Here is a 20,463-nt window from a genome sequence, read left to right on the forward strand (position 1 = left end):
CCGTGGTTAACTAAGTTACCCTCGGCAACTTACAAAAAAGCACCTTTGGAATATTTCCTCAGGTGCTTTTTTTTATTTCTGGATATACGGTGTTTCAGGATTTAACCAGAGTACCGTCCCGGTAAGCCTGCAACGTCTCCTCGATCTCCTGATTACTGGTCATGACGAAAGGCCCGCGATGGACAATCGGCTCACCGACCGGCTTCCCTTTGAAAAGCAAGGCCCGGCTGGAAGCTTCTCCCGAAAGGCTTATTTCGCCGTCACCGGCAACAACATCGGAAAACTGCACCAACTGCCCCGCAGGGATTTCACTGTCACCGTTAACCAGCACTTTACCACCAATCACATACAATGCCAGACTGGCTTCATTTGCCGTGACCGAAAGCGTTGCCGCCCCCTGCCATTTCAAATCCGCCAAAGCGGCGTTGCCACTGAGCTTTTGAAATTCAGAACGATATTCCTGACCGTTGAACTGCCAGTTTCCGGCAACGACTTTGACCGCCAGATCGTCAAGCTGTAGCCATGGCAGACGCGACGCGTCCATATCCTGATACTGCGGCGCCTGATATTTCTCTTCACGCGGTACATTCAACCAGAACTGAAAACCCCAAAGCCCGTTCGCATCGACTTTCGGGATTTCCGCATGTTCGATCCCCTGTCCGGTATGCATCCACTGCAAACCTCCGGACAGGACTTCAGAAGCATTACCCATCGAATCTTTATGCGCCATACCGCCGTCGATAAGATAACTCAAAGTCTGAATTCCTCTATGCGGATGCACCGGAAAAGCGCCGACGTCATCCTGTGGAGAAGCCTTTAGCTCATCTAACATTAAAAACGGATCCAGACGCCCGTCGAATAATGCATTACGCTGCAAAGCGACACCCTCGCCGTCCATCGCTGGTCGAGCCAGAGTCACTTGTCGAATTTTTCTAAGCATGCTGTTCCCTCCTTAATTGCGGCAAAACCGTCAGGATATCGTCTTTCGCCTGCTGAACGATCTGCTCTGCATCGCCTTGAGCCAGACCGGCGGCATGAATAAAATACAGCTCTTTCAAACCGATAAAATTCAGCATGGTTTTCAAATGCCCGTCAAGATAATTCATCGTCTGCGCTTCGCCCTGTCGATAATCTCCGCCGGAACTCAGAATAATAAAGACCGGTTTATCCTCGACTAGTCCTTGCGGTCCCTGTTCAGTATAGCGGAAGGTCTTTCCGGCTCTAAGCACCTGATCAAAAAAGCTTTTTAAATTGGCTGGCACCCCGAAATTATACATAGGCGCCGTAATGATGACGGCATCCGCCGCCTTGAGCTGTTCAATCAAGCGGTCCGAAAGACTCAAAAGATCCAGTTGTTCCGGTGTCGGTTCTGGGTTGAACGCCGCCGCAAGATATTCGGAATCAATCGGCCGAATAGAGGATTGCGCCAAATCCAGATGATTAAGTTCCTTCGGAGCAAGATAAGCCGTCAAAAAATCTCCCAACTGTTTTGAACTGGACTGTTCAACCGGCTGTAGACTGGCATCGATGCGCATAATATTGTTCATTTTCACTCTCCTGTTTAATTCGGTGACAGTTTCAGTCTAAACAGAGCGTAGATGAATAAAAAGCAGGTTAGACGCATCTAAATACTGCGTAATTTGCAGCAATAAGCAATTTATATTCGCGTAAAATTATCCCAAACACAATAACCTTTAGCGGAGTTTGCGCAGTGGCCACAATATGGGACAAACGGTATTCAAGCGAAGAGTATCAATATGGAACCGAAGCCAACGACTTCCTTAAACAGAGCGTACACCACCTGCCGCAAACCGGTACAGGCAAAATCCTCTGCTTAGGCGAAGGAGAAGGCCGTAATGCGGTCTTTCTTGCCGAACAGGGGTTTGACGTCACTGCAGTTGATGCTTCCGAAATCGGTTTGCAGAAAGCTCTGGCGCTGGCAGAATCCCGAGGCGTCAGGATTTCTACCCAGGTTGCCGACTTGGCGAATTATGACTTGGGAACAAACCGCTGGGACGGCATTATCTCGATTTTCTGCCATCTGCCCGAAGCCCTGCGTCTGAATCTGCATCAGAAAGTCGCTCTGGCACTTAAACCGCAAGGCGTATTTATTCTCGAAGCCTACCGACCCGAACAATTGCTCTTCGCCACTGGCGGGCCACCTCAGGTCGAACTGATGATGACGCTTGAAGGCCTTAAAAATGAACTGGCCGATTTGGAACATCGCCATCTGTGTGAACTGGAACGCGAAGTGAATGAAGGCGTACTGCACAACGGAATGGCGGCGGTAGTACAGCTGATTGCAACCAAAGAAGACTGAAATGCAAATTGAGCAACTGGAAATTTTCACCGAAGTTGTCCGTCTTGGCAGTTTTGCCGCTGTAGCCGAAAAACGCCAACTCAACGCCACATCAATTTCCCGCAGCATTCAAGCATTGGAAACAGAACTTGGCGTCAAACTGTTACAGCGCAGTACCCGTAAACTGGATCTTACCGAGGCGGGCGACACCTATTACCAGCAGATACTTCCCATTCTGGATCATCTCGACCAAGCCAGACATAAAGCTCTGGATATTAAACAGGAACTCAAAGGAACTTTACGGGTCACCTTGCCGCTGGGCTTCGCCGAAGCTCAGGTCGTTCCGCTTATCCCGGAGTTTCGCCGAGACCATCCGGAATTGAAACTCGAACTTCTGATTACCGACGAATGTCTCGATCTGGTTCAGGAAAAAATCGATATGGGCGTGCGCATCGGAAAAGTCTCCGAAGAAAACTGGGTCGCCAGACCATTAAAAACGCTACGTTTCGTGGCCTGCGCCAGCCCTCAGTTCTTACAAAATCACCCGATCTCTGAACCCGATGCGCTTGAACGGCTGCCATGCCTGAATTTCATAGCTAAGGCCGAAGCTAAACAATGGCGTTTTCATCACCGTCACAGCGGAAAAACCGAAACCATCTGGATCAATCAAGTGCTTCTGGCAACCCACGAACAGGCCGCCAAGAGTCTCTGTCTGGCCGGGGAAGGCGTCGCCCTGCTTCCGGATTGGCTGGTGCAGGAAGAGCTGCAAAGCGAACGTTTACTGGAAGTTTTTCCGGAACACGATGTTCTCTATCTGCAAGCCGACAATCAGATCTGGTGCACTTACCCTAACCGCGAATACGTGCCCGCCAAAACCCGTGCTTTTCTCGACTTTCTGCAAGAGCGGCTGGGAAATAAAAAAGCCGGCAAAGCGCCGGCTTAATTTACGCCAAAAGGATCTTAATCAATATCCGCGAAACCTGCGCTCAGCTGAGGCGTCGCTTTAATCAAATCATAGCTGGCACCGATTGCCGCATTATCAAAGGTAAAAGCGCCACCCAAATCAATCCCGACCTGTTGCCCATAAGAATAAGGGTAATAGGTCGCACCTATAGTCGCCACCACCTCTTCTTCTTTATCATTGGAAAGAATTTTTCCGGTAAAGCCTAACTCTCCACTAAACGTATAAGAAACTCCGACCATAAAAGTAGCGTCAGCCTGCGCCGAACCCGCCAGGGTGGCCGCTGACAAAAAAGCTGCCAGAATTAACTTCTTCTTCATGTTTTTACCTCTAATTGAAATCCAACTTAGTGTTGTTAAAAAACTATAGCCCGCTTAGTGCCGGATAAGTCTACCACGAAGTTTTCTGTTACACCTTTCAAATTCGCCTTTATAACCGGATTATTGAGACCAACCGAATTTCGTCGCAAAGCAAAAAGCCGGCTCAAGGCCGGCTTTCAACTCGATCACATCGCTCATGATTCAAAGATGTATGGCACTACACCATTTAAATCAATTCAGCTCATTCTGTACGAAACTGTTCCATTCTCTGATGGCACTGGCTGCTGCCTGCTGATGGACATCGATAGCGGCATTCTGCGCTTTGACATAATCACTGATGCACTTGTGATATTTTTGCTTGGCGTAATTGAACTCCCCCCATTCCGTCACGGAGTCGAACTTCGCCGGCTTCATCGGTTTGACGCATGAATGTTTAGGGGCATTAATATCGGCGGCAAAGGCAGGCGCTGCGACAATTGAAAAAGCAAATACCGCCAGCAGGGCTTTTTTTACAGGAAAAATCATCGATCGAATTACCCTCGGAGTTGTCAGTGTTACTGAATATGCACCCAATATTATCAGCCTTAAAGGATAATTCAATCAAAAACATAATGTTATGTATATAAAACAACTGAATAATATCAAAATTATTACGTTTTCCATCATCCCTTCACAAAGCACACGCCGTTTTACCGGGAGCTCGACGATCAATCAGTTCCCCCGGCTTTGATTGGCCGGACGCAAGCCGCAAACACGGTTCGAATCAAAATAATTTATCGCGCAAATTTCTGTATAGTAATCCTATCGATGTTCCAAATACCCCCTTCTCACTTTTTCGTGAAAGCGGTCATTATCGATGTGCAAGGAGACCATTATGCTAACCGTACTAGGGGCTTCCGGCAGTCTGGATCAGGGCCGAAGCTGTACCTCTTTCCTTGTGGGAGAACATATTCTGATCGATGCCGGCAGCGTAATGCAGCCCTTGGGCAAAAAGAGCCTGCGTATCGAACATGTTCTGCTGACCCACTCTCATTTCGATCATATTGCGGACCTTCCTTTCCTGATCGAAACCCATTTTGCAGAACGTCGCCGACCGGTAAAACTGTACGCTTCCCGCGATACCCTGCAAGCGGTTAAAGAACATCTTTTCAATGGCATAATCTGGCCGGCGTTTCAAACCATCGAGCATCCCAAGCATAAAACACCTATGCTCGAATTCGTGGAAATCGAGGAAGATGTCTCCTTTCGGATCGGCGCCTACCAATTTACGCCAGTTGCCGCCAAACACACAGTGCCCACGTTCGGATTCATCATAAAAAAAGGCAAACGAGGCTGCGTGATCAGCGGTGATACCTATTTAAATCCGGCTCTGACACAACGTATCAACCGTGACCCGGAAATAAACAGTCTGCTTATCGAAACCTCTTTCCCTTCCAGCCTGAATACGATTGCCGAAAGAAGTCTGCACCTGACGCCCGACTTGTTAAAACAGCAACTCAACGACCTGAACCGCCCTTTAGCCATATATCTGTACCACCTTAAACCGGCCCATGAAACCCAGATCCGTCAGGAACTGCAAAACCAAGGGCTGCCAATCGGCAAAATTCTCGCGACCGGTGACAGCTTCAGCCCATTTGCACAACAGAGCACTTTTCGCGAACGGATCTTCTCGGAGAGCAGTGAAAAGAAACAGTTGCGCTCCCTGCTTCGTATCGCACAATCCCTTTCGGCCCAGACCAACACCGACCGTCTGATCGAGTCGATCCTTAAGGAGGCGATGGACTTCTCGGGTGCCGATGCCGGAACCCTGTACACTCTGTCGGAAGACAAACAAAAGCTGCAGTTTACCGTCGTGCAAAACCGCTCCCTGAAGATCAAAATGGGCGGCACGCAAAACCCCATAAGTTGGGAGCCGCTGCCGTTATATCATCACGACGGCACGCCGAACTGCAAAATGGCGGCCGTTCTGTGCGCCCTGAGCAAGGAACCGATCAATATCCCCGACGCCTATTCCAATACCGATTTTGATTTCAGCGGAACCCGAGCGTTTGACGACAAAACCGGCTACCACTCGCAGTCTATGCTGGTAATTCCTCTTCTGGACCGGGATCAGCGGCTGCTCGGTGTACTGCAATTAATTAATAAACACGACAAATCAGGACAGGTACAGCCCTTTAATCAGCAGGATCAGCAAAACAGTATGGCGCTGGCATCGCAAGCCGCGATCTCTCTGAACAACAGCTTATTGATCAAACGAATGGAAGAGCTGTTTGAAGCTTTCGCCCACGCCATCACAAAAGCGTTTGACGAGAAAAGCAGTTTCACCGGTATCCATATCCGTCAGGTCGCAAAACTCGCCACTCTGATCGCCAAAGCGATTGACGAAGATGATACGATCTACAAAGACATCAACTATACGCCGGAAATGCACCACACCATCAAGATCGCCGCTCTGGTTCATGATGTCGGTAAAATCGCGACACCGGAATCGATTCTGCAGAAAGCGACAAAACTGGAAGCGATTTACGACCGTATCGAAAGCGTGCGTCTGCGTTTTGCCATTCTGGAACGCGATCTGCACCTGCAAGCCTTGCACAAACGAATTGAAAACCCCGAACAGACTCCTGACAGAGATGAGCAGGAACTACACGCCGGAATTCAGGAACTGCAAGACCAGTTCGACTTTCTCAAGAGCATGAATACCGGTCGAGAGTTTCTGGAACCGGATCATCTGCAAAGAATCCAGCAACTGGCTCAGATCTCTTTCGAGTTGGATGGCAAGCAGCACCCGCTACTGAGTGAAGACGAGGTGATCAACCTGAGCATCCAACGAGGAACCTTGAATGACGCCGAACGCGAGACGATTATGGATCACGCGCGCATCTCGCTTGATATTCTGCAGACTTTACCGTTTCCCGAACAGTACGAACGAATTGTCGACATTGCCGCCAACCATCATGAAAAACTCGACGGTAGCGGTTATCCGCGCGGACTGACCGCCAGTGAACTGACTCTGGAAGATCATATTATGATTCTGGCGGATCTGTACGAGGCGCTTTCGTCACCGCAGCGCCCATACAAACAGCCTTTAAGCCTGCGACAAATCGCCGATATTCTCGGCGCCATGGCCAACCACGGAGAAATCGACAAAACGCTACTGCGCTTCTTCTTCGAAAGCGGAACCTATCAGGACTACAACGCGGAACTGAATCCGGAACAGCTGACCGATTTCGAATTAAAACTGAACTAAAGGCTCCTTCCGATGGCGACTTTTTTCGAAGAACAAATCCCTGTTTTCAAACGCCTTGAAGAGACGCTGTCAGCGCAATCCTATGTCGACATCCCGGCAGACTGGACAATCGTTATTGCCGACGTAATCGATTCAACGCGTGCCATCCAGGAAGGACGCTACCGTGACATCAACGCCCTTGGCGGCAGTATTATCGCCGCCGTTTTAAACGCCGCCAAACCGAGACAGATTCCTTTTGTATTCGGCGGAGACGGCGCCAGCTTCTGCGTTCCTCCGCAAATGCTGGATCAAGTAAAACAGGCATTAAAAGGATGTCAGGAACTGGCTGAGGAAAACCTTCAACTGCAGCTGCGCGCAGGGCTGGTACCCTGTTCCGACCTGAGCTTACCGGTCCGTGTCTGTCGTCTGCAGCGAGCCGATCATCTAACGCAGTTTTTCTTTATCGGTAACGGTTTGCAGGAAGCCGAACACAAAACCAAACAGGATCAACGCTATCTTTTGCCGGAAAACATTCAAGCCAATGCCGATTTTACCGGATTTGAATGCCGCTGGAATCTGGTTCCGTCCGCCAAGGAGATCACATTCAGTCTACTGGTTCAATCGCGCCTGCCGGAACAACCCGACTCTCTGGCGCTGTTTAGAACATTAACCGGCAAGCTGGATGAACTGATCGGCGCCGAGTCCGAACACCACCCGCTCGCAAGCGGGGAACTGACCATGTCTTACCGGACAGACAAACTTCGCGCCGAAGTCGCTGCCAAAGGACTGCATGCTTCGCCTCTGAAGCGCTTCTGGATCGGAATAAAAATCCGTTTGGAAAATATGATCGGCGAGTACTGGATGCGAAAGCATGTCAGTATCAACGGATACAATTGGGGAAATTACCGCAAAGAGTTAATCGAAAATGCCGACTACGAAAAACTGGACGATATTTATCGCTGCGTAATGAGCGCAGACAAAAAGGAACTGAAACAGTTAATCGGATGGCTTGAGAATGCCCACCGACAGGGAAAACTCTATTACGGTCTGCACCAAAGCGACGCCGCAATCGTGACCTGTCTGGTTTCGCAAAACCACAGCAAACATACTCACTTTATCGACAGCTCAAAAGGCGGTTACGCCCTGGCTGCCAGACAACTGAAAGAGCAGATCCGACAAGACGAGAAACCATAATCCGCTTACGCCTTCGACCGCACCTCTTTCAGTGTAAAAAAACCGGATGGAACAATACTTTTCCGATCGGGCAGGAGCCGTCAAAGGAGTTCACGAGAAACGCCTCCTGTGAACTCAATTGAGTTCGTCATCTTTCCAGAACTTGGTACCCTTAACCGTCGCCTGTAAAGCTAAGCCGCTTTTGGTAAAGGTATACACGGTTACATCGCCGAAGTAGGCCTCGCCTTCCACCGAAGCGCCTTTATCGGTCACTTTAGCCGCCGCATCAGCATTGCCGCCGAACGTCCAGCCGCTGTCGATAAAGCGCTTCATCGCTTCCGGGGTATGAAAAACCATCACAATCCGATAATCTTTCACCCCCAACCCTAAACCGACGCCGCCTTCAGCCATATTCATATAGGTTCTTTGACCGCTGTGACGATTTGTCACCACTCCGTAACCGGTTCCGGCCGCCAGCAAAAACAGATTTACATTTGCGTTAGAGAAGACAGCATAGCCAGGCGACGCATTGATTTGCGTCCGGGCATGCGGCTTGATCGAATAGAGTTGCGTCAGCGTTTCGCTTTTCATTTTGAGGATCGCCTGCTGCTTATCGGCTTTAGAGCCGCTGCCCATAGAGGCGCAAGAAGCCAGGATAAAACTCAGAAAAAGCACCGAAAATAATCTTAAAAACAGCATGATTCACCTCGCTTTGAATTCAATGACGTCGATAAAAATTATAAACTGCCTCAATCCGCAATATGCGTAACGCCGTATGAAAGTTTTTTATGCTTCAACAGTCTGCTTAAAACAGCCCCCGAAAACCCGTAAAGATGAGCCCCTGAAGATTTTTTTCGCATAGAGTGAAAAAAATTCATTATCAGCTATTGACGACGGCGCAGAAATGTCTAAAATTCACCGCACCAAGCGAGCGTGGTGGAATTGGTAGACACGCCAGATTTAGGTTCTGGTGCCTTTGGTGTGAGAGTTCGAGTCTCTCCGCTCGCACCATATTCAAAAACCCCAGATCGGGAAACCGACCTGGGGTTTTTCTGTATTTAGCGGACGGAAACCCGCACCGCATTTCCAAAGTCCTTCTGTTCTCGGCGATCAGATGCTCTGCAGAAAGCACTTTATCACTCTTACTAGCCCTCTCCTGAGTAAGATTCACCCGGTTACGGACAGGACGGAACCCGACAATCCGTTCCGCTGTCCTGTCCAAGTGCTTGAATTTCCTGGAAACTCTGGCGGATATTTTCGCTGTCAGGATTTAACTTTAAAGCGCACCGGATTGCCTGCCTAGCCTGCGCAGAACATTTTCTGGCCACAAAATTATAGGCCAGATTATTCCATGCATCGGCATTCTCCGGTCTGAGCTCGATTTCGCGCTTATAAAACCTTTCCGCCGCCTGAAAATGCTTGGCGGCATATTCGCTGTTTGCCAGTGCCATCAGAACAATCGAGTTTTTAGGCCAGCGCTTGACTGCGGAACGATAACCTTGAAGAGCCTCGTTTGAGAAACCGACCTCTTCAAGCGCATGATTTGCCAATACATAGGACGCCGCATCAGCCGTTGCCGGAATCTCGCCCGGCTTCACAATGACATAAGCCCAATATTTCGCGCGCTGCCAGGTTCTTTCGAAAGTCGCCATACTGATCAGATGGCGTTCAATCTCGCCAGAGCGCAAAATCAAATGCTTTTGATCAAGGTCGTAACCGACCACGACCGCATAATGCCATTGCGGCCAGGCGGCAAGCGAAAGATTCTGAAAGACCAGCACCGGATTGCCCCGATTGAGTTCCAGAAGAATATTTTTAAGATCTGCTTCGAGCGGATAGCTCAACATACCGTAACTGCGTGCCGCGGCAAGCATTTCAATCTGCAGACTTCCTTGACGATGCGGTAAATAGACTTGGTTTGCCAATGCCTCATCCGCAACGTCAATATCCCGATAAGACAAGATGGTGGCCAAAGCTGCCGGGCCGCACTGGTATTCCCGCTGAGGGAAAAACGGCACCTCCGATAATTCCATATGCCGGGCAATCGAGACATCCACAAGTTTCGACAAGGCGTTAGTTTGCGGCGTACTTGAACAGCCGCTGAGAGTCAGGAAAAAAACAACGCCAGACAAAAGCCTGGCGCAGATTCGATCAAACATTGCTTAGAGAGGATTATTTATTAATGTTATTCACAAACGGGAATACATCGGTAGCGCCCAGCATATCGGTAATCACCAGCACCACAAAAACAAATAACAGCGCGCTAACAATACCGCTTCCGGCCGGTAACTCATCCAGTTTATGATTCAGCGCAACCAGCTCCTGATCGGTCATTTGGCTGACGCGCGACTTGGCATCTTCCGGGTCAACGCCCATTGCAACCAGCTGATCCTGTACATCACTTCGATCCAGTCCGGCAAGGATTTCCTGCACCGTCAGATCGTGACTGACTTCGGCGACCAATTGATCATTAGTTACCATCCCGGCATAAGCATAACCAACGTAACCGTTTAAAAAAGCAAACAGGGACAGAAAAGAAACCAGTTTGGTAAACCTTTGCGATAGTCTCATTATTAACACCTCATTGTTAGTTGAAAACAGCGTGTTTTTATTGTAGCCACAGCCCAATCCAGATAGCAAACGAAAAAGACGCCCTGTAGCAGACAGAATAGAGCTCAACGACTCCGATCCGGTCTTCTTTTACTTCGGCCACACGAGTGCACCTTACTTCAGGCATCAGCCTTTGCACCACTCCATGCACCATTTTGGCGAAAAACGCGAACCTATTACCCTCGCTCAAAAGGCAATAAATACATAACTTATTCATATGAATAAATTTATTTGATACGGAATCAAAATTGTTAAATAGCCCGTATTTCAAAAATTATGGTTCATCACTTATTTTCGGGGGCACTAAGAATGAATGACTCTTCATCAATACAAGAATCGAATGAATTTGATATTTCACACCTGACCACTCTGGTTTCAAAAACAGACTTACAGGGTACGATTCTGGAAGCCAATGACGCCTTTGTCGCGGCAAGCGGCTATTCTCGGGAAGAGCTGATTGGACAACCGCATAACATCATTCGCCACCCGGATGTTCCCAAAGAAGTATTTGCCGATATGTGGCACACCCTGCAACAGGGAAACCCTTGGGTGCAGACCGTAAAAAACCGTCGCAAAAACGGACAGTTCTACTGGGTCGAGTCGCACGTCACGCCGATCCTGCAAAAAAATCAGATTGTCGGCTTTCTTTCCGTTCGCCGCCCGATTTCCAACGAGCAGAAACAACAAGCGGCCTTACTCTACCAGCAAATACGCAACAGGAAGCGTTCGTTGAAAAACGGGGTCGTAATGAATTTCCGGGAACGCTTCTGCGTCTTCCATCGCATCCACCCGATCAATCTCATGGTCAGCACAATTGCCTTACTGGGCGTTCTTATGACGCTTATTCAAGCGCAGATTCTCACTCTGCCCGTTCCCGTTGCGGGATTGCTGGCAGCCGCGCTGTTCCTGTATGCACTTGCCGGCCGAAAATATGCCTTCAACCGTTTAGGGAAAGCCAAAGTGCTGATCGATAAAATGCGCCAATCCGACTTTACCGGCAACCTGCCCTTTTACGGTAATCACTCGCTCAGCCGTCTGGTTGCCGCGGTAAAAATGATGCAGGTACAACTTGGCGCCGAAGTCGAAAAGTCGATTGCCGACCTTAACCGCAGCACACGCTTGAAATCCGCGTTGGACAGCGCTTCGGCCAAAGTAATGATGATCGACCCAAAAGGATCGATTCTGTATTGCAACGACGAACTCAAAGCGTTTTTTGAATCCAATCATGCCGCCCTGGTTCAGAGTTGTCCGCTGTTCGATATGCACAACCTGATTCAGCAGCCGCTGCACGCAATCTTCCCGCTTGCCAGTTTCGAGAATCTTAACGAAGCGACGACAACACAAGAGAATATTGCCAATCTGCATATCGTATTCAAAATCAAACCGGTTCTGAACAATCATCAGCAACGCATCGGTACGGTCATTGAATGGAACGACATCACGCAGGAACATAAAATCGAGAGCAATCTCAAAGCGACTTTGGCCATGGCGGCGCAAGGTCATACCGCATTGAAAATTGAAACCCGAGAATTAAGCGGCTTCTATCTGGACACCTCACAAAACATCAATGCTCTGTTAACCGAAATTAACCAGATTATCGAAAGCATGGTTCTGGTGATGACAAGACTGGCTACCGGCGACTTGAAAGGCCGTATCGATCAGGATCTTCAAGGGGCTTTAGCGGCTATGAAAGGCTCGACCAACGTTTCTCTGGATAACCTGTGTACGATTGTGTTCTATATCAAACAGGCCGTGGATTCGGTCAACACCTCGGTCAATGAATCGGCCAAAGCCTCTCACGATCTCTCGGAACGTACCCAGCAGGCAGCAGCGACTCTGCAAGAAATCAATGCAACCATGCAGGAAGTTCACTCGCAGCAAACCCAAAACACTCACGAACTGATCGAAATCAGTCAACTCTCCGAGCAGACCATTACCGAAAACCGTCGTGCGAAATCGTCGCTGGATAAAACCGTCACCGCGATTGACGAGATTCGCAGCACCTCGGAGAAAATCGCCAGCATTATTTCACTTATTGATGGCATCTCATTCCAGACCAACTTGCTGGCGCTCAATGCAGCCGTCGAGGCCGCCCGCGCCGGAGAACACGGGCGCGGCTTTGCCGTCGTCGCCGGAGAAGTACGCAGCCTGGCGCAGAAATCTGCGGAAGCTGCTAAAGAGATTAAGGATCTGATCGATGAATCCGTACAAAAGGTACACGAAGGTGTCGAACAGGTACAACAAACTGATCAGGCTTTTGAAACGGTTAACCACAGCGTTGTTAAGATCGGCGAAGCCTTGAAGCACATTGAACACTCGATTCAGGATCAACAGGAAGCGATCTCCAATACCGCTTCGGCGATTGGTCACCTCGACCAAAACATCCAGAGCAATGCCACTCTGGTTGAACAGACCTCTGCCGCTGCACAATCCTTGAAAGAACAGGCCGAACTTCTGGCCCGGGAAACCAATAAGTTCAGCATCGATGAACGCAAAACCGAACAGCTGGTGCAAAATTTCAGTGAAATCGGCGGCATTCGCATGAACGACCTGCGCCAATCGATGCGTATCTGGCGTGCCAATGCGCAATCATTCCTTAACGGCGTCAATGTCCCGATTGAGCAGGATAAACTGACGGACTCTGCAAGATCCGACCTGGGACGTGCTCTAGCGCAAATGCAGCAGCACAATCCGCAAATTCAATATTTAAAAGAGTTCACTCGCACTCAACACTTACACCAGCAGCAACACCAGCTGGTTAAAAATGTACTCGAACTGATGCACGGTTCTTCCGAAGATCTGGAACACTTGAAAGATAAGGACTACTTAATGGATCAACTTGTGGTCATTTCCGACCAGCTTGATGAATCCTTAAGATCACTGGATCTGGCGCTGTTTGAACAAAACTCTGCGGGAAGAGTGGACGACTCTCCTTACCTGCTTGCCTATGGTTAATCGCGTCCAAAAACATTAAAACAAGCCCAAAAAAGAGGCGGTGAAATCCTTCACCGCCTCTTTCCCTTCTCGCGAGCTTCGTCTTCAAGCTCACTGACTACGTCAATTTAGCGCAGTTTCGGGGTTATCATGATCCACTTCATGACTCAGTTGCGAGCTGTTTTTTCTGAATGGTTTTAATATTTGCCAGCATCGCAATGGAAATCACCAGCGCCACCACAAAGAAACCGGAAAAAACATACAGGGTTTCGGCATAAGAACCGGTTGCGTCTTTAACCATCGAGATAATCAGCGGTCCAACCAGACCGGCCGCGGCCCATGCGGTCAGAATATAACCGTGAATCGCCCCCAGCTCTTTGGTTCCGAAAATATCGCCGATATAGGCCGGAATTGAAGAAAAACCACCGCCGTAGCACGACATAATGAAATACAAAATAATCTGGAAAATGATAATTTCAGTGATCGACGGCAACATATAAAAAGCGACCGCCTGCGTCGCGAAGAAGGTGATATACACGATCGGACGGGTCATGTAATCTGACAGCGAAGCCCAGAAAATACGCCCTGCGCCATTGAAAATCCCCATAAGGCCTACTGCCGCAGCCGCTGCAATCGCAGATAAGCCCAAGACCTCTTGCAATAACGGAGAAGCCACACCGATTATCGCAATCCCGCAGGTTACGTTAATGAACAGCATCAGCCACAGACCATAGAAACGCGGAGTTTTGACTGCTTCATGCACGCCCAGCATGGCCAAATCCGGTTTAATTTTCTTGTGCCCGGCTTCGACCTTTTTCTTAAAGCCTTCCGGCAGATAACCTTCTTCGGGTTTTTGCAGATACAGAGCCGACGAGAACATAATGACAAAGTAGGCCGCACCCAGAATCATAAAGGTTGACGCTACACCGACCTCGGAGATCAGAACCTTGATTGTCGGCCCCCAGATGGCCGAAGCAAAACCGAATCCCATAATCGCCAGACCGGTCGCCATACCGCGTTTGTCCGGGAACCATTGCACCAGTGTCGATACCGGCGAAATATAACCGATCCCCAGACCGCAACCGCCTAAAACGCCGTAGAAGAAATACAGCAACAGTTTCGATTCCATCATAATCGCCAAACCGGAACCGGCCGTACCCAATCCGAACAGAACCGCCGCGATAATCGCAGAAGCTTTCGGGCCGTTACGCTCGACAAATTTTCCCATCAGAGCCGCCGAAAGCCCCAAGAAGAAAATCGCAATACTGAACGCAATAGTGACATCCGTCAAAGTCCAGTTCATCGTTTCTTTAATCGGATTAACGTACACGCTCCAAGCATAAACTGAACCGATACAGATATGAACGCCTACAGCCGCCAAGGCCATCAGCCATCTATTTTTTCCCATATAGAGTCCTTCGTCCTGTGAAATTGTCTGAAATTGTATAGAAGTTACCGAGACACAATATCGTAGAAAACACCCCCTCTGTCCATAGAGCGGCGTAACATTTCGAACCAGTAATTCTTACACCCTCATAAGGAGTAACCAAGGGCTTTCTCCGTACCTGAAGCCGGCATGGTGTTTCATTGAACCATTCAGTCTGCGACGTAGAGACACCAGAATAAAACACTAAACAGCATACGAAGATGGCGGTATGATCTTGAATACGCAATACGGCTAAGATTCGAGGAATACTTATGGCGGAGCTGGTTCTGTTTCTCACCCTCATCATTTTCGGACTCTATTCAGAGGAGTTTTTCGCAACCCTGCTGGCCGGAATCATCATATGGATACTGTTGCAGAAGAATAACCAGTTACAGAATCAGTTGGATAAATTACTGGCCGAATTCGAAACTTTTAAGCAATCAGCAAATCATCCCGATCAGTTCGACAAAAAGGATTCGCCGCACAGAAAATCCTCCAAAGAGGCTGCAAGCCACGCCGCTATCCAACCGACGAGTTCGGTAGAAGCGGATGCAAACCGTGAACCGCAAGCGGCACAAAACCAAACCTCTGCGCCACTGGGCGCATGGAGAAGCGTCTCTCCATGGAACAAGAACTCCGACGGCCAGCGGTCGGCCAATGCAAAACCGCTTATCACCTCGCTTCAACAATACTTGAGTTCCGGCAGCTTGCCGCCTTGGCTTAACTGGTTTATCGAGAGTAACGTCACCACCAAAATCGGACTGTTTGTGCTCTTTTTCGGACTGGGGTTTCTGCTCAAATACGCCGCCGACGAGGGGCTGCTGCCGATCGAGCTGCGCCTGATGACAATCGCGCTACTTGGCCTCATACTGTTGCTTATCGGCCTCAAATTATTCACTAAACAGAAGCAACAAAACTTCGCTCTTCTGCTCCAGGGTGGCGGGATAGGCATCCTTTATCTGACCACCTATTTCGCCTTTAAGTTTTACAATGTTATTCCGCTGAGCGCCGGCTTTTTTATTCTCCTGCTGGTGATGGCGAGTTCTATCTATCTGGCGGTAAAACAGGATGCACAGCCGTTGGCCTTTATGGGCGCTCTCGGCGGATTCCTCGCCCCGATCTTAGCCTCGACCGGACAAGGCAGCCACATCATCCTGTTCAGCTATTACATCGTTTTAAACCTGAGTATTTTTGCCATCGCCTGGTTCAAAGCCTGGCGCCATCTCAATCTGCTCGGTTTTGTCATGACCTTCTGGATTGCTATCTTCTGGGGCTGGTTCCGCTATACGCCGGAGGATTATCTCAGCGTTCAGCTGTTCCTGATCGCCTTTTTCCTGCTGTATACGGCAATTGCCGTGCTTTTTGCACTCAAACAACCGCCCAATCTGAAAGGTATGGTGGACGGTACGATCGTATTCGGAACCCCGATCATCAGCTTTGTTATCCAGACGGATTTGATGCGCCCGTTTGAAGACGGTCTGGCAACCAGCAGTCTTGTCCTCGGCCTGTTTTATCTGACACTGGGATTCGGCCTAATGAAAAAGGCCGGCAGTAATCTCAAACTGCTGTATCAGGCATTTTTTGCGCTCGGCGTTATCTTTCTAACCATTACCGTGCCGCTGTTCTTCGACGACCATGTCGTCTCGGCAATCTGGTCGATTGAAGCCAGCGGAATCATCTGGCTTGCCTTGCGCCAGCGACAAAGTTTCGGGCTCTTCTTCGGTATCCTGTTGCAACTGCTCGCCTCGCAGTTCTTTTATATTGCGCAATTCGCCCTTATCGGTTCGGCCGAAACGGCCATCTTCAACGCGTTTTACTTGGGCGGCCTGCTGGTCGGCCTTGCCAATCTGTTGAGCAGTTTCATGCTCTATAAAAGTCGAAGCCTGCAATCGCTGGAGATTCGCGCGGCTTCTATTCTCCTGCTGGTCATCGGCACCCTCTGGTGGTTCAGCGTCCACTGGCTCGAGATCGAACGCTTTGTCTCCTACGACTGGCAAACCTTCGCTATCCTTGCGCATTTGCTGATCACCTCTGTGCTCGTAACCGCCATCGAAGTGCGTTTTAACTGGCAAGATCTTCGTTATTACCGCCCACTGTGGCTTATCTTTTTGCTTCTGTATGCGCTTTATACTTTCGACCATAACAGCCATCCGTTTGCCCATCACGCCTGGATCATGTGGCTGTTCAACGGTGCCGCTTTCTACGCTATTCTCAAATGGCTGGAAAACCATGCGCCGGAGAACATCGTCTTTGGCAAGCAGCTCCACGCTCTGAGCCTGTATCTGTTTGTGGGAATTCTCGCTCTGGAAGGACAGCACTATGCCATCCACCATTATCTGGATTGGATTTCGACCAGTCTGTTGCTGTTTATGTTGCCGGTTATTCTCGGACAAAGTCTGATCAATCAGCGAAGATTCTGGCCGTTCAAGGCGCATGCCGAACTGTATCTCAACACCCTTGCACTGCCGCTGTTATTGATAATATTTGCGTGGCTGATCAGTTTTAATCTCGCCTCCGCCGGAGAAGCTTTGGGGCCGCTGTATTTACCTCTGCTCAACTATGTCGATCTGATTGCACTGGCCGGTTTCAGCGTACTGTATCAGTGGCTCAAGAGCGATACGCAAAACGCACGCTTGATGATTGATAAAGGCGCATGGTATCTCTTCGGTATTGCGCTGTTTGCCTTTGCCAATGCGGTCATTTTGCGCCTGTTGTACCATTGGTACGACATCTATTACTCGCTGCATACCTGGCTGAATTCCTCGACCACGCAAACAACACTTGCCATCTTCTGGAGTCTGCTCGGCGTCGCAATTATGAAACTGGCGCAAAAATCCGCCAACCGCACGTTGTGGCTGGCCGGTTCGGCTCTGTTAGCACTGGTGGTCATTAAACTGTTTATCTTCGATCTCGCCAACTCCGGCACCGTTGCCAGAATCATCAGCTTTATCGGTGTCGGCGGAATCCTGATCACCGTCGGTTATTTCTTCCCGATTCCACCGCAAAGCAAACCGCCAACAGAAACACCGGAAGAATCGCCGAAAAAAGCCTGAAACATCACCTGTCGGCGCTTCACAAGCGCCCGTTTTCAGTACTCACAAGGAAACCTGTGAAAATGGTTGCAGAACAATTTTTGCCGCCGCTTATCCCCGAACGCGGTTTGCAGAATCGACTTCAAGTCATTACTATTGGTAGTGATTTATTGCCATCACAGGCGATAAATCCTTTTTAAAAGCAATTTAAGGAAGCTAAAAATGGCGAAAGAAATCAAGAAAAAAGCGATCAAGAAAGCCTCAACCAAGGCCGCTATGAAACTTGTTAAGAAAAACGACCTTAAAAAGAAAAAAGCCGCCGGAGTCATTAAGAAAGCAACCAAGAAAGTCGCCAAAAAAGGCCTGACGAGTAAAAAGAAAATGAAAACCGCGGTCAAGAAAGCCGTTAAAAAAGCCGCCTGATCCTCTCCTTGTCAAAATGACAAAAGCCAGCTAAATGCTGGCTTTGTTCTATCCACTCTTCATATACAGGAAACGCCTGGCTATCGGGCTGAAATCCGATTTTTGCTGACAATAAACAACGCGACCCCGCCAAGAATCGTGACCGAAGCCACTGCCAAGCGCAAGGTAATCGACTCGTCCAGAAACAGTACCGCCCCCAAGGCAGTCAAAGGCGGCACACTCAACTGCAGAATCGCCGCGCTGGCGGCACTTAAAAAAGGCACCACCGCATACCAGACGGCATAACCGATTCCCGACGCCAAAGCCCCAGAAGCGATCGCTAAAACAACACCGGTTTGGTCAAGACGGCTGCTTTCAATCCAGAGTAAACTCAACAGCACGGCCAACGGCACTGAACGAATGAAATTACCGCTGGTATCGTGATGAGCATTTTGCGCATTTCTTCCACGCAGCGAATAAATGCCCCAGGCAATCCCGGCAACCGTCATCAGCACGGCTCCCGAAAGTGACGGTGACGACGCGCCCGGCAAAAGCAGAACCAGCATACCGATTACCGCCAGTGCAAGTGCAACCAACTGCACAACGTTCAATCTCTCACCCTTATATAAACCATAACCGATCATTGTAAGCTGCACAGCTCCGAACAATAACAGCGCTCCCGTCGCGGCAGATAATTCGATATAAGCAAACGAGAAACCGGCGGCATAGACAAACAATGCCAGAGCCGACCAGGAATTTCCGCCTAATTTGGTCTTCTCGACAGAGGGAGAGATTTTCCGGCGATAATTCAGCAACTGCCACAAAATAAATAACGTCACCGCGCCGGACACCAGGCGAATCGTCGTAAAAGACGCGGCATCAATCATCGTTTCCGTCAAGGCGATGCGACAGAAAAGCGAATTCGCGGCAAAAGCGATCATGGCCAAAGCCGCCAGCAGTAACACTCGAATTGAAATCATCTTATGCGGCAAGATCCTAGAAATTCAGACAAGAAACCGGATCAGTTTACCGAAATTCAGGCAAGCAGGATAACAATAAAAAGCCGGTGAAGTTACCGGCTCTGATTTCACCAATCTGCGGTTAGGGAATGACCGGTAACTCACTCAGGTTCAGATTTGCTTAATACACTCTTCATAAGTTTCTCATATTCGCAAATAAATATATCTTATAATAAGATCAACTCAGTTAATAAACACATGGAGAAACAAAATGAACCGAGCCGCTCTAAAATCCAAAAGTAAATCTGGTCACCGTTTTTTAGGAATTTCTGCAGCGATTGCATCAAGCATCCCAGCTTCAATAAAAGTGCTGATTACACTGGCCGTTCCGGTCGGACTTGCCTAATCACACTTGTCGGAGAACGAGAGATCCCAATCTCTCATTCTCCGAATCTTCTGAATACTTCCTCTATACAATAACGGCTTCTGTTTCAGCGGAGCGTTATATTTTTGCGACCCCCTTTAGCGATAGAACACGTCAACATAATGTACAACAACCTCTTTCCGCTATACTCCTGCCGACAACAGCACCCTCCTTCAAAAATCAGCCATTCGCTCAACTTCTGTAAATGACCTCGCAATAGGATTCTGTAAGAAGAGAAAAGTCGTTTTCACCTTAAATTCGCTTATATCCATTAAATATATTTATTTATACCCAAGCAATACAAATAATTCTACAATTTACTCCAGCAAAGTATTCTTTTTAGGGAAAAATATGAAAATAGCGATAAGCAGCACCGACGGCAAAACCATCTGTGGCGATGCCGGAAGCTGTCAGGGGTTTTTAATCTATGAAATCAGTAAAAACCAGACTGTTCATCAAACGTACATTGAGCTTTCAAGAGCACAAACTCTGAAACGACTCAGCAGCCCAATTTCAGATTCTTCCGATCACCCACTCACAGGAATCAATGCGTTTATTACGCAAAGCATCGAAAAAGAACTACAAAGCCGCTTAGAAAGCGATGACATAAAAGTGATTAAAACCAAAGATCTCGAACCGCTAATGGCGCTCAATCAAATTGAACTCACCCGTCATTAGCAAAGTATTCTCCAAT

The 20,463-nt window shown here is 48.8% G+C and carries 17 protein-coding genes and 1 tRNA gene; 9 read left to right on the forward strand and 9 right to left on the reverse strand.

Going from position 1 to position 20,463, the window contains the following annotated elements; genetic code table 11:
- Positions 1-94: 94 nt before the first annotated feature.
- The gene (locus tag J3999_RS03490; protein ID WP_208126589.1) at positions 95-940 is read right to left on the reverse strand and encodes a pirin family protein; all 846 of its coding nucleotides are present in this window, start codon (positions 938-940) and stop codon (positions 95-97) included.
- On the reverse strand, positions 933-1,547 hold the full coding sequence (locus tag J3999_RS03495; protein WP_208126590.1) for an FMN-dependent NADH-azoreductase: 615 nt from the start codon (positions 1,545-1,547) through the stop codon (positions 933-935). Before J3999_RS03495 ends, J3999_RS03490 begins: the two co-directional genes overlap by 8 nt.
- A gap of 164 nt (positions 1,548-1,711) precedes the next feature.
- Between J3999_RS03495 and J3999_RS03500 the strand changes: the two genes are divergently transcribed.
- Together J3999_RS03500 and J3999_RS03505 are read left to right on the forward strand one after the other, a co-directional pair.
- Positions 1,712-2,320, forward strand: a complete 609-nt coding sequence (locus tag J3999_RS03500; protein ID WP_371811850.1) for a class I SAM-dependent methyltransferase — start codon at positions 1,712-1,714, stop codon at positions 2,318-2,320.
- A gap of 1 nt (position 2,321) precedes the next feature.
- Positions 2,322-3,242, forward strand: coding sequence for a LysR family transcriptional regulator (locus J3999_RS03505; RefSeq protein WP_208126591.1), 921 nt, complete (start codon positions 2,322-2,324; stop codon positions 3,240-3,242).
- Between the two features lie 17 nt (positions 3,243-3,259).
- Here the strand turns inward: J3999_RS03505 and J3999_RS03510 are convergent, their stop codons facing one another.
- Both J3999_RS03510 and J3999_RS03515 read right to left on the reverse strand, forming a co-directional pair.
- Complete coding sequence (locus tag J3999_RS03510; protein WP_173284408.1) at positions 3,260-3,580, reverse strand: hypothetical protein; 321 nt, start codon at positions 3,578-3,580, stop codon at positions 3,260-3,262.
- Positions 3,581-3,811: 231 nt separating this feature from the next.
- Complete coding sequence (locus tag J3999_RS03515) at positions 3,812-4,105, reverse strand: hypothetical protein (protein ID WP_208126592.1); 294 nt, start codon at positions 4,103-4,105, stop codon at positions 3,812-3,814.
- Between the two features lie 349 nt (positions 4,106-4,454).
- Between J3999_RS03515 and J3999_RS03520 the strand changes: the two genes are divergently transcribed.
- Together J3999_RS03520 and J3999_RS03525 are read left to right on the forward strand one after the other, a co-directional pair.
- Complete coding sequence (locus tag J3999_RS03520; RefSeq protein ID WP_208126593.1) at positions 4,455-6,830, forward strand: HD domain-containing phosphohydrolase; 2,376 nt, start codon at positions 4,455-4,457, stop codon at positions 6,828-6,830.
- Between the two features lie 12 nt (positions 6,831-6,842).
- A complete protein-coding gene (locus J3999_RS03525) occupies positions 6,843-8,003 on the forward strand; it encodes a DUF3095 family protein (protein ID WP_208126594.1) in 1,161 nt (386 codons plus the stop codon).
- A gap of 114 nt (positions 8,004-8,117) precedes the next feature.
- Here J3999_RS03525 and J3999_RS03530 read toward each other — a convergent pair whose 3' ends face one another.
- Positions 8,118-8,681 carry a YSC84-related protein gene (locus tag J3999_RS03530; RefSeq protein WP_208126595.1) on the reverse strand — a complete coding sequence of 188 codons (564 nt, stop codon included), beginning with the start codon at positions 8,679-8,681 and terminating at the stop codon, positions 8,118-8,120.
- A gap of 228 nt (positions 8,682-8,909) precedes the next feature.
- Here J3999_RS03530 and J3999_RS03535 point away from each other — a divergent pair.
- Positions 8,910-8,993, forward strand: a tRNA-Leu gene (locus tag J3999_RS03535).
- Positions 8,994-9,157: 164 nt separating this feature from the next.
- Here the strand turns inward: J3999_RS03535 and J3999_RS03540 are convergent.
- Together J3999_RS03540 and J3999_RS03545 are read right to left on the reverse strand one after the other, a co-directional pair.
- Positions 9,158-10,141 carry a PA2778 family cysteine peptidase gene (locus J3999_RS03540; RefSeq protein WP_208126596.1) on the reverse strand — a complete coding sequence of 328 codons (984 nt, stop codon included), beginning with the start codon at positions 10,139-10,141 and terminating at the stop codon, positions 9,158-9,160.
- A gap of 13 nt (positions 10,142-10,154) precedes the next feature.
- Positions 10,155-10,553: a DUF6627 family protein gene (locus J3999_RS03545; RefSeq protein WP_208126597.1), complete on the reverse strand. Its 399-nt coding sequence runs from the start codon at positions 10,551-10,553 to the stop codon at positions 10,155-10,157.
- A 348-nt stretch (positions 10,554-10,901) separates the two neighbouring features.
- Here J3999_RS03545 and J3999_RS03550 point away from each other — a divergent pair, with 348 nt between their 5' ends.
- Positions 10,902-13,547 carry a methyl-accepting chemotaxis protein gene (locus J3999_RS03550; protein ID WP_208126598.1) on the forward strand — a complete coding sequence of 882 codons (2,646 nt, stop codon included), beginning with the start codon at positions 10,902-10,904 and terminating at the stop codon, positions 13,545-13,547.
- A gap of 139 nt (positions 13,548-13,686) precedes the next feature.
- Here J3999_RS03550 and J3999_RS03555 read toward each other — a convergent pair whose 3' ends face one another.
- Positions 13,687-14,934, reverse strand: coding sequence for an OFA family MFS transporter (locus tag J3999_RS03555; RefSeq protein WP_208126599.1), 1,248 nt, complete (start codon positions 14,932-14,934; stop codon positions 13,687-13,689).
- 290 nt (positions 14,935-15,224) lie between these two features.
- Here J3999_RS03555 and J3999_RS03560 point away from each other — a divergent pair, with 290 nt between their 5' ends.
- Both J3999_RS03560 and J3999_RS03565 read left to right on the forward strand, forming a co-directional pair.
- A complete protein-coding gene (locus J3999_RS03560; protein WP_208126600.1) occupies positions 15,225-18,005 on the forward strand; it encodes a DUF2339 domain-containing protein in 2,781 nt (926 codons plus the stop codon).
- Between the two features lie 201 nt (positions 18,006-18,206).
- The gene (locus J3999_RS03565; RefSeq protein WP_173284398.1) at positions 18,207-18,407 is read left to right on the forward strand and encodes a hypothetical protein; all 201 of its coding nucleotides are present in this window, start codon (positions 18,207-18,209) and stop codon (positions 18,405-18,407) included.
- Positions 18,408-18,487: 80 nt separating this feature from the next.
- On the opposite strand, the gene J3999_RS03570 is transcribed toward J3999_RS03565, so the two are convergent.
- Positions 18,488-19,366: a DMT family transporter gene (locus J3999_RS03570; RefSeq protein WP_208126601.1), complete on the reverse strand. Its 879-nt coding sequence runs from the start codon at positions 19,364-19,366 to the stop codon at positions 18,488-18,490.
- A gap of 754 nt (positions 19,367-20,120) precedes the next feature.
- Here J3999_RS03570 and J3999_RS03575 point away from each other — a divergent pair.
- Positions 20,121-20,447, forward strand: coding sequence for a hypothetical protein (locus J3999_RS03575; protein ID WP_208126602.1), 327 nt, complete (start codon positions 20,121-20,123; stop codon positions 20,445-20,447).
- Positions 20,448-20,463: the final 16 nt, after the last annotated feature.

Origin of the sequence: Thiomicrorhabdus sp. 6S3-12 (assembly GCF_017571475.1) — a bacterium.
Taxonomy (GTDB): domain Bacteria; phylum Pseudomonadota; class Gammaproteobacteria; order Thiomicrospirales; family Thiomicrospiraceae; genus Thiomicrorhabdus.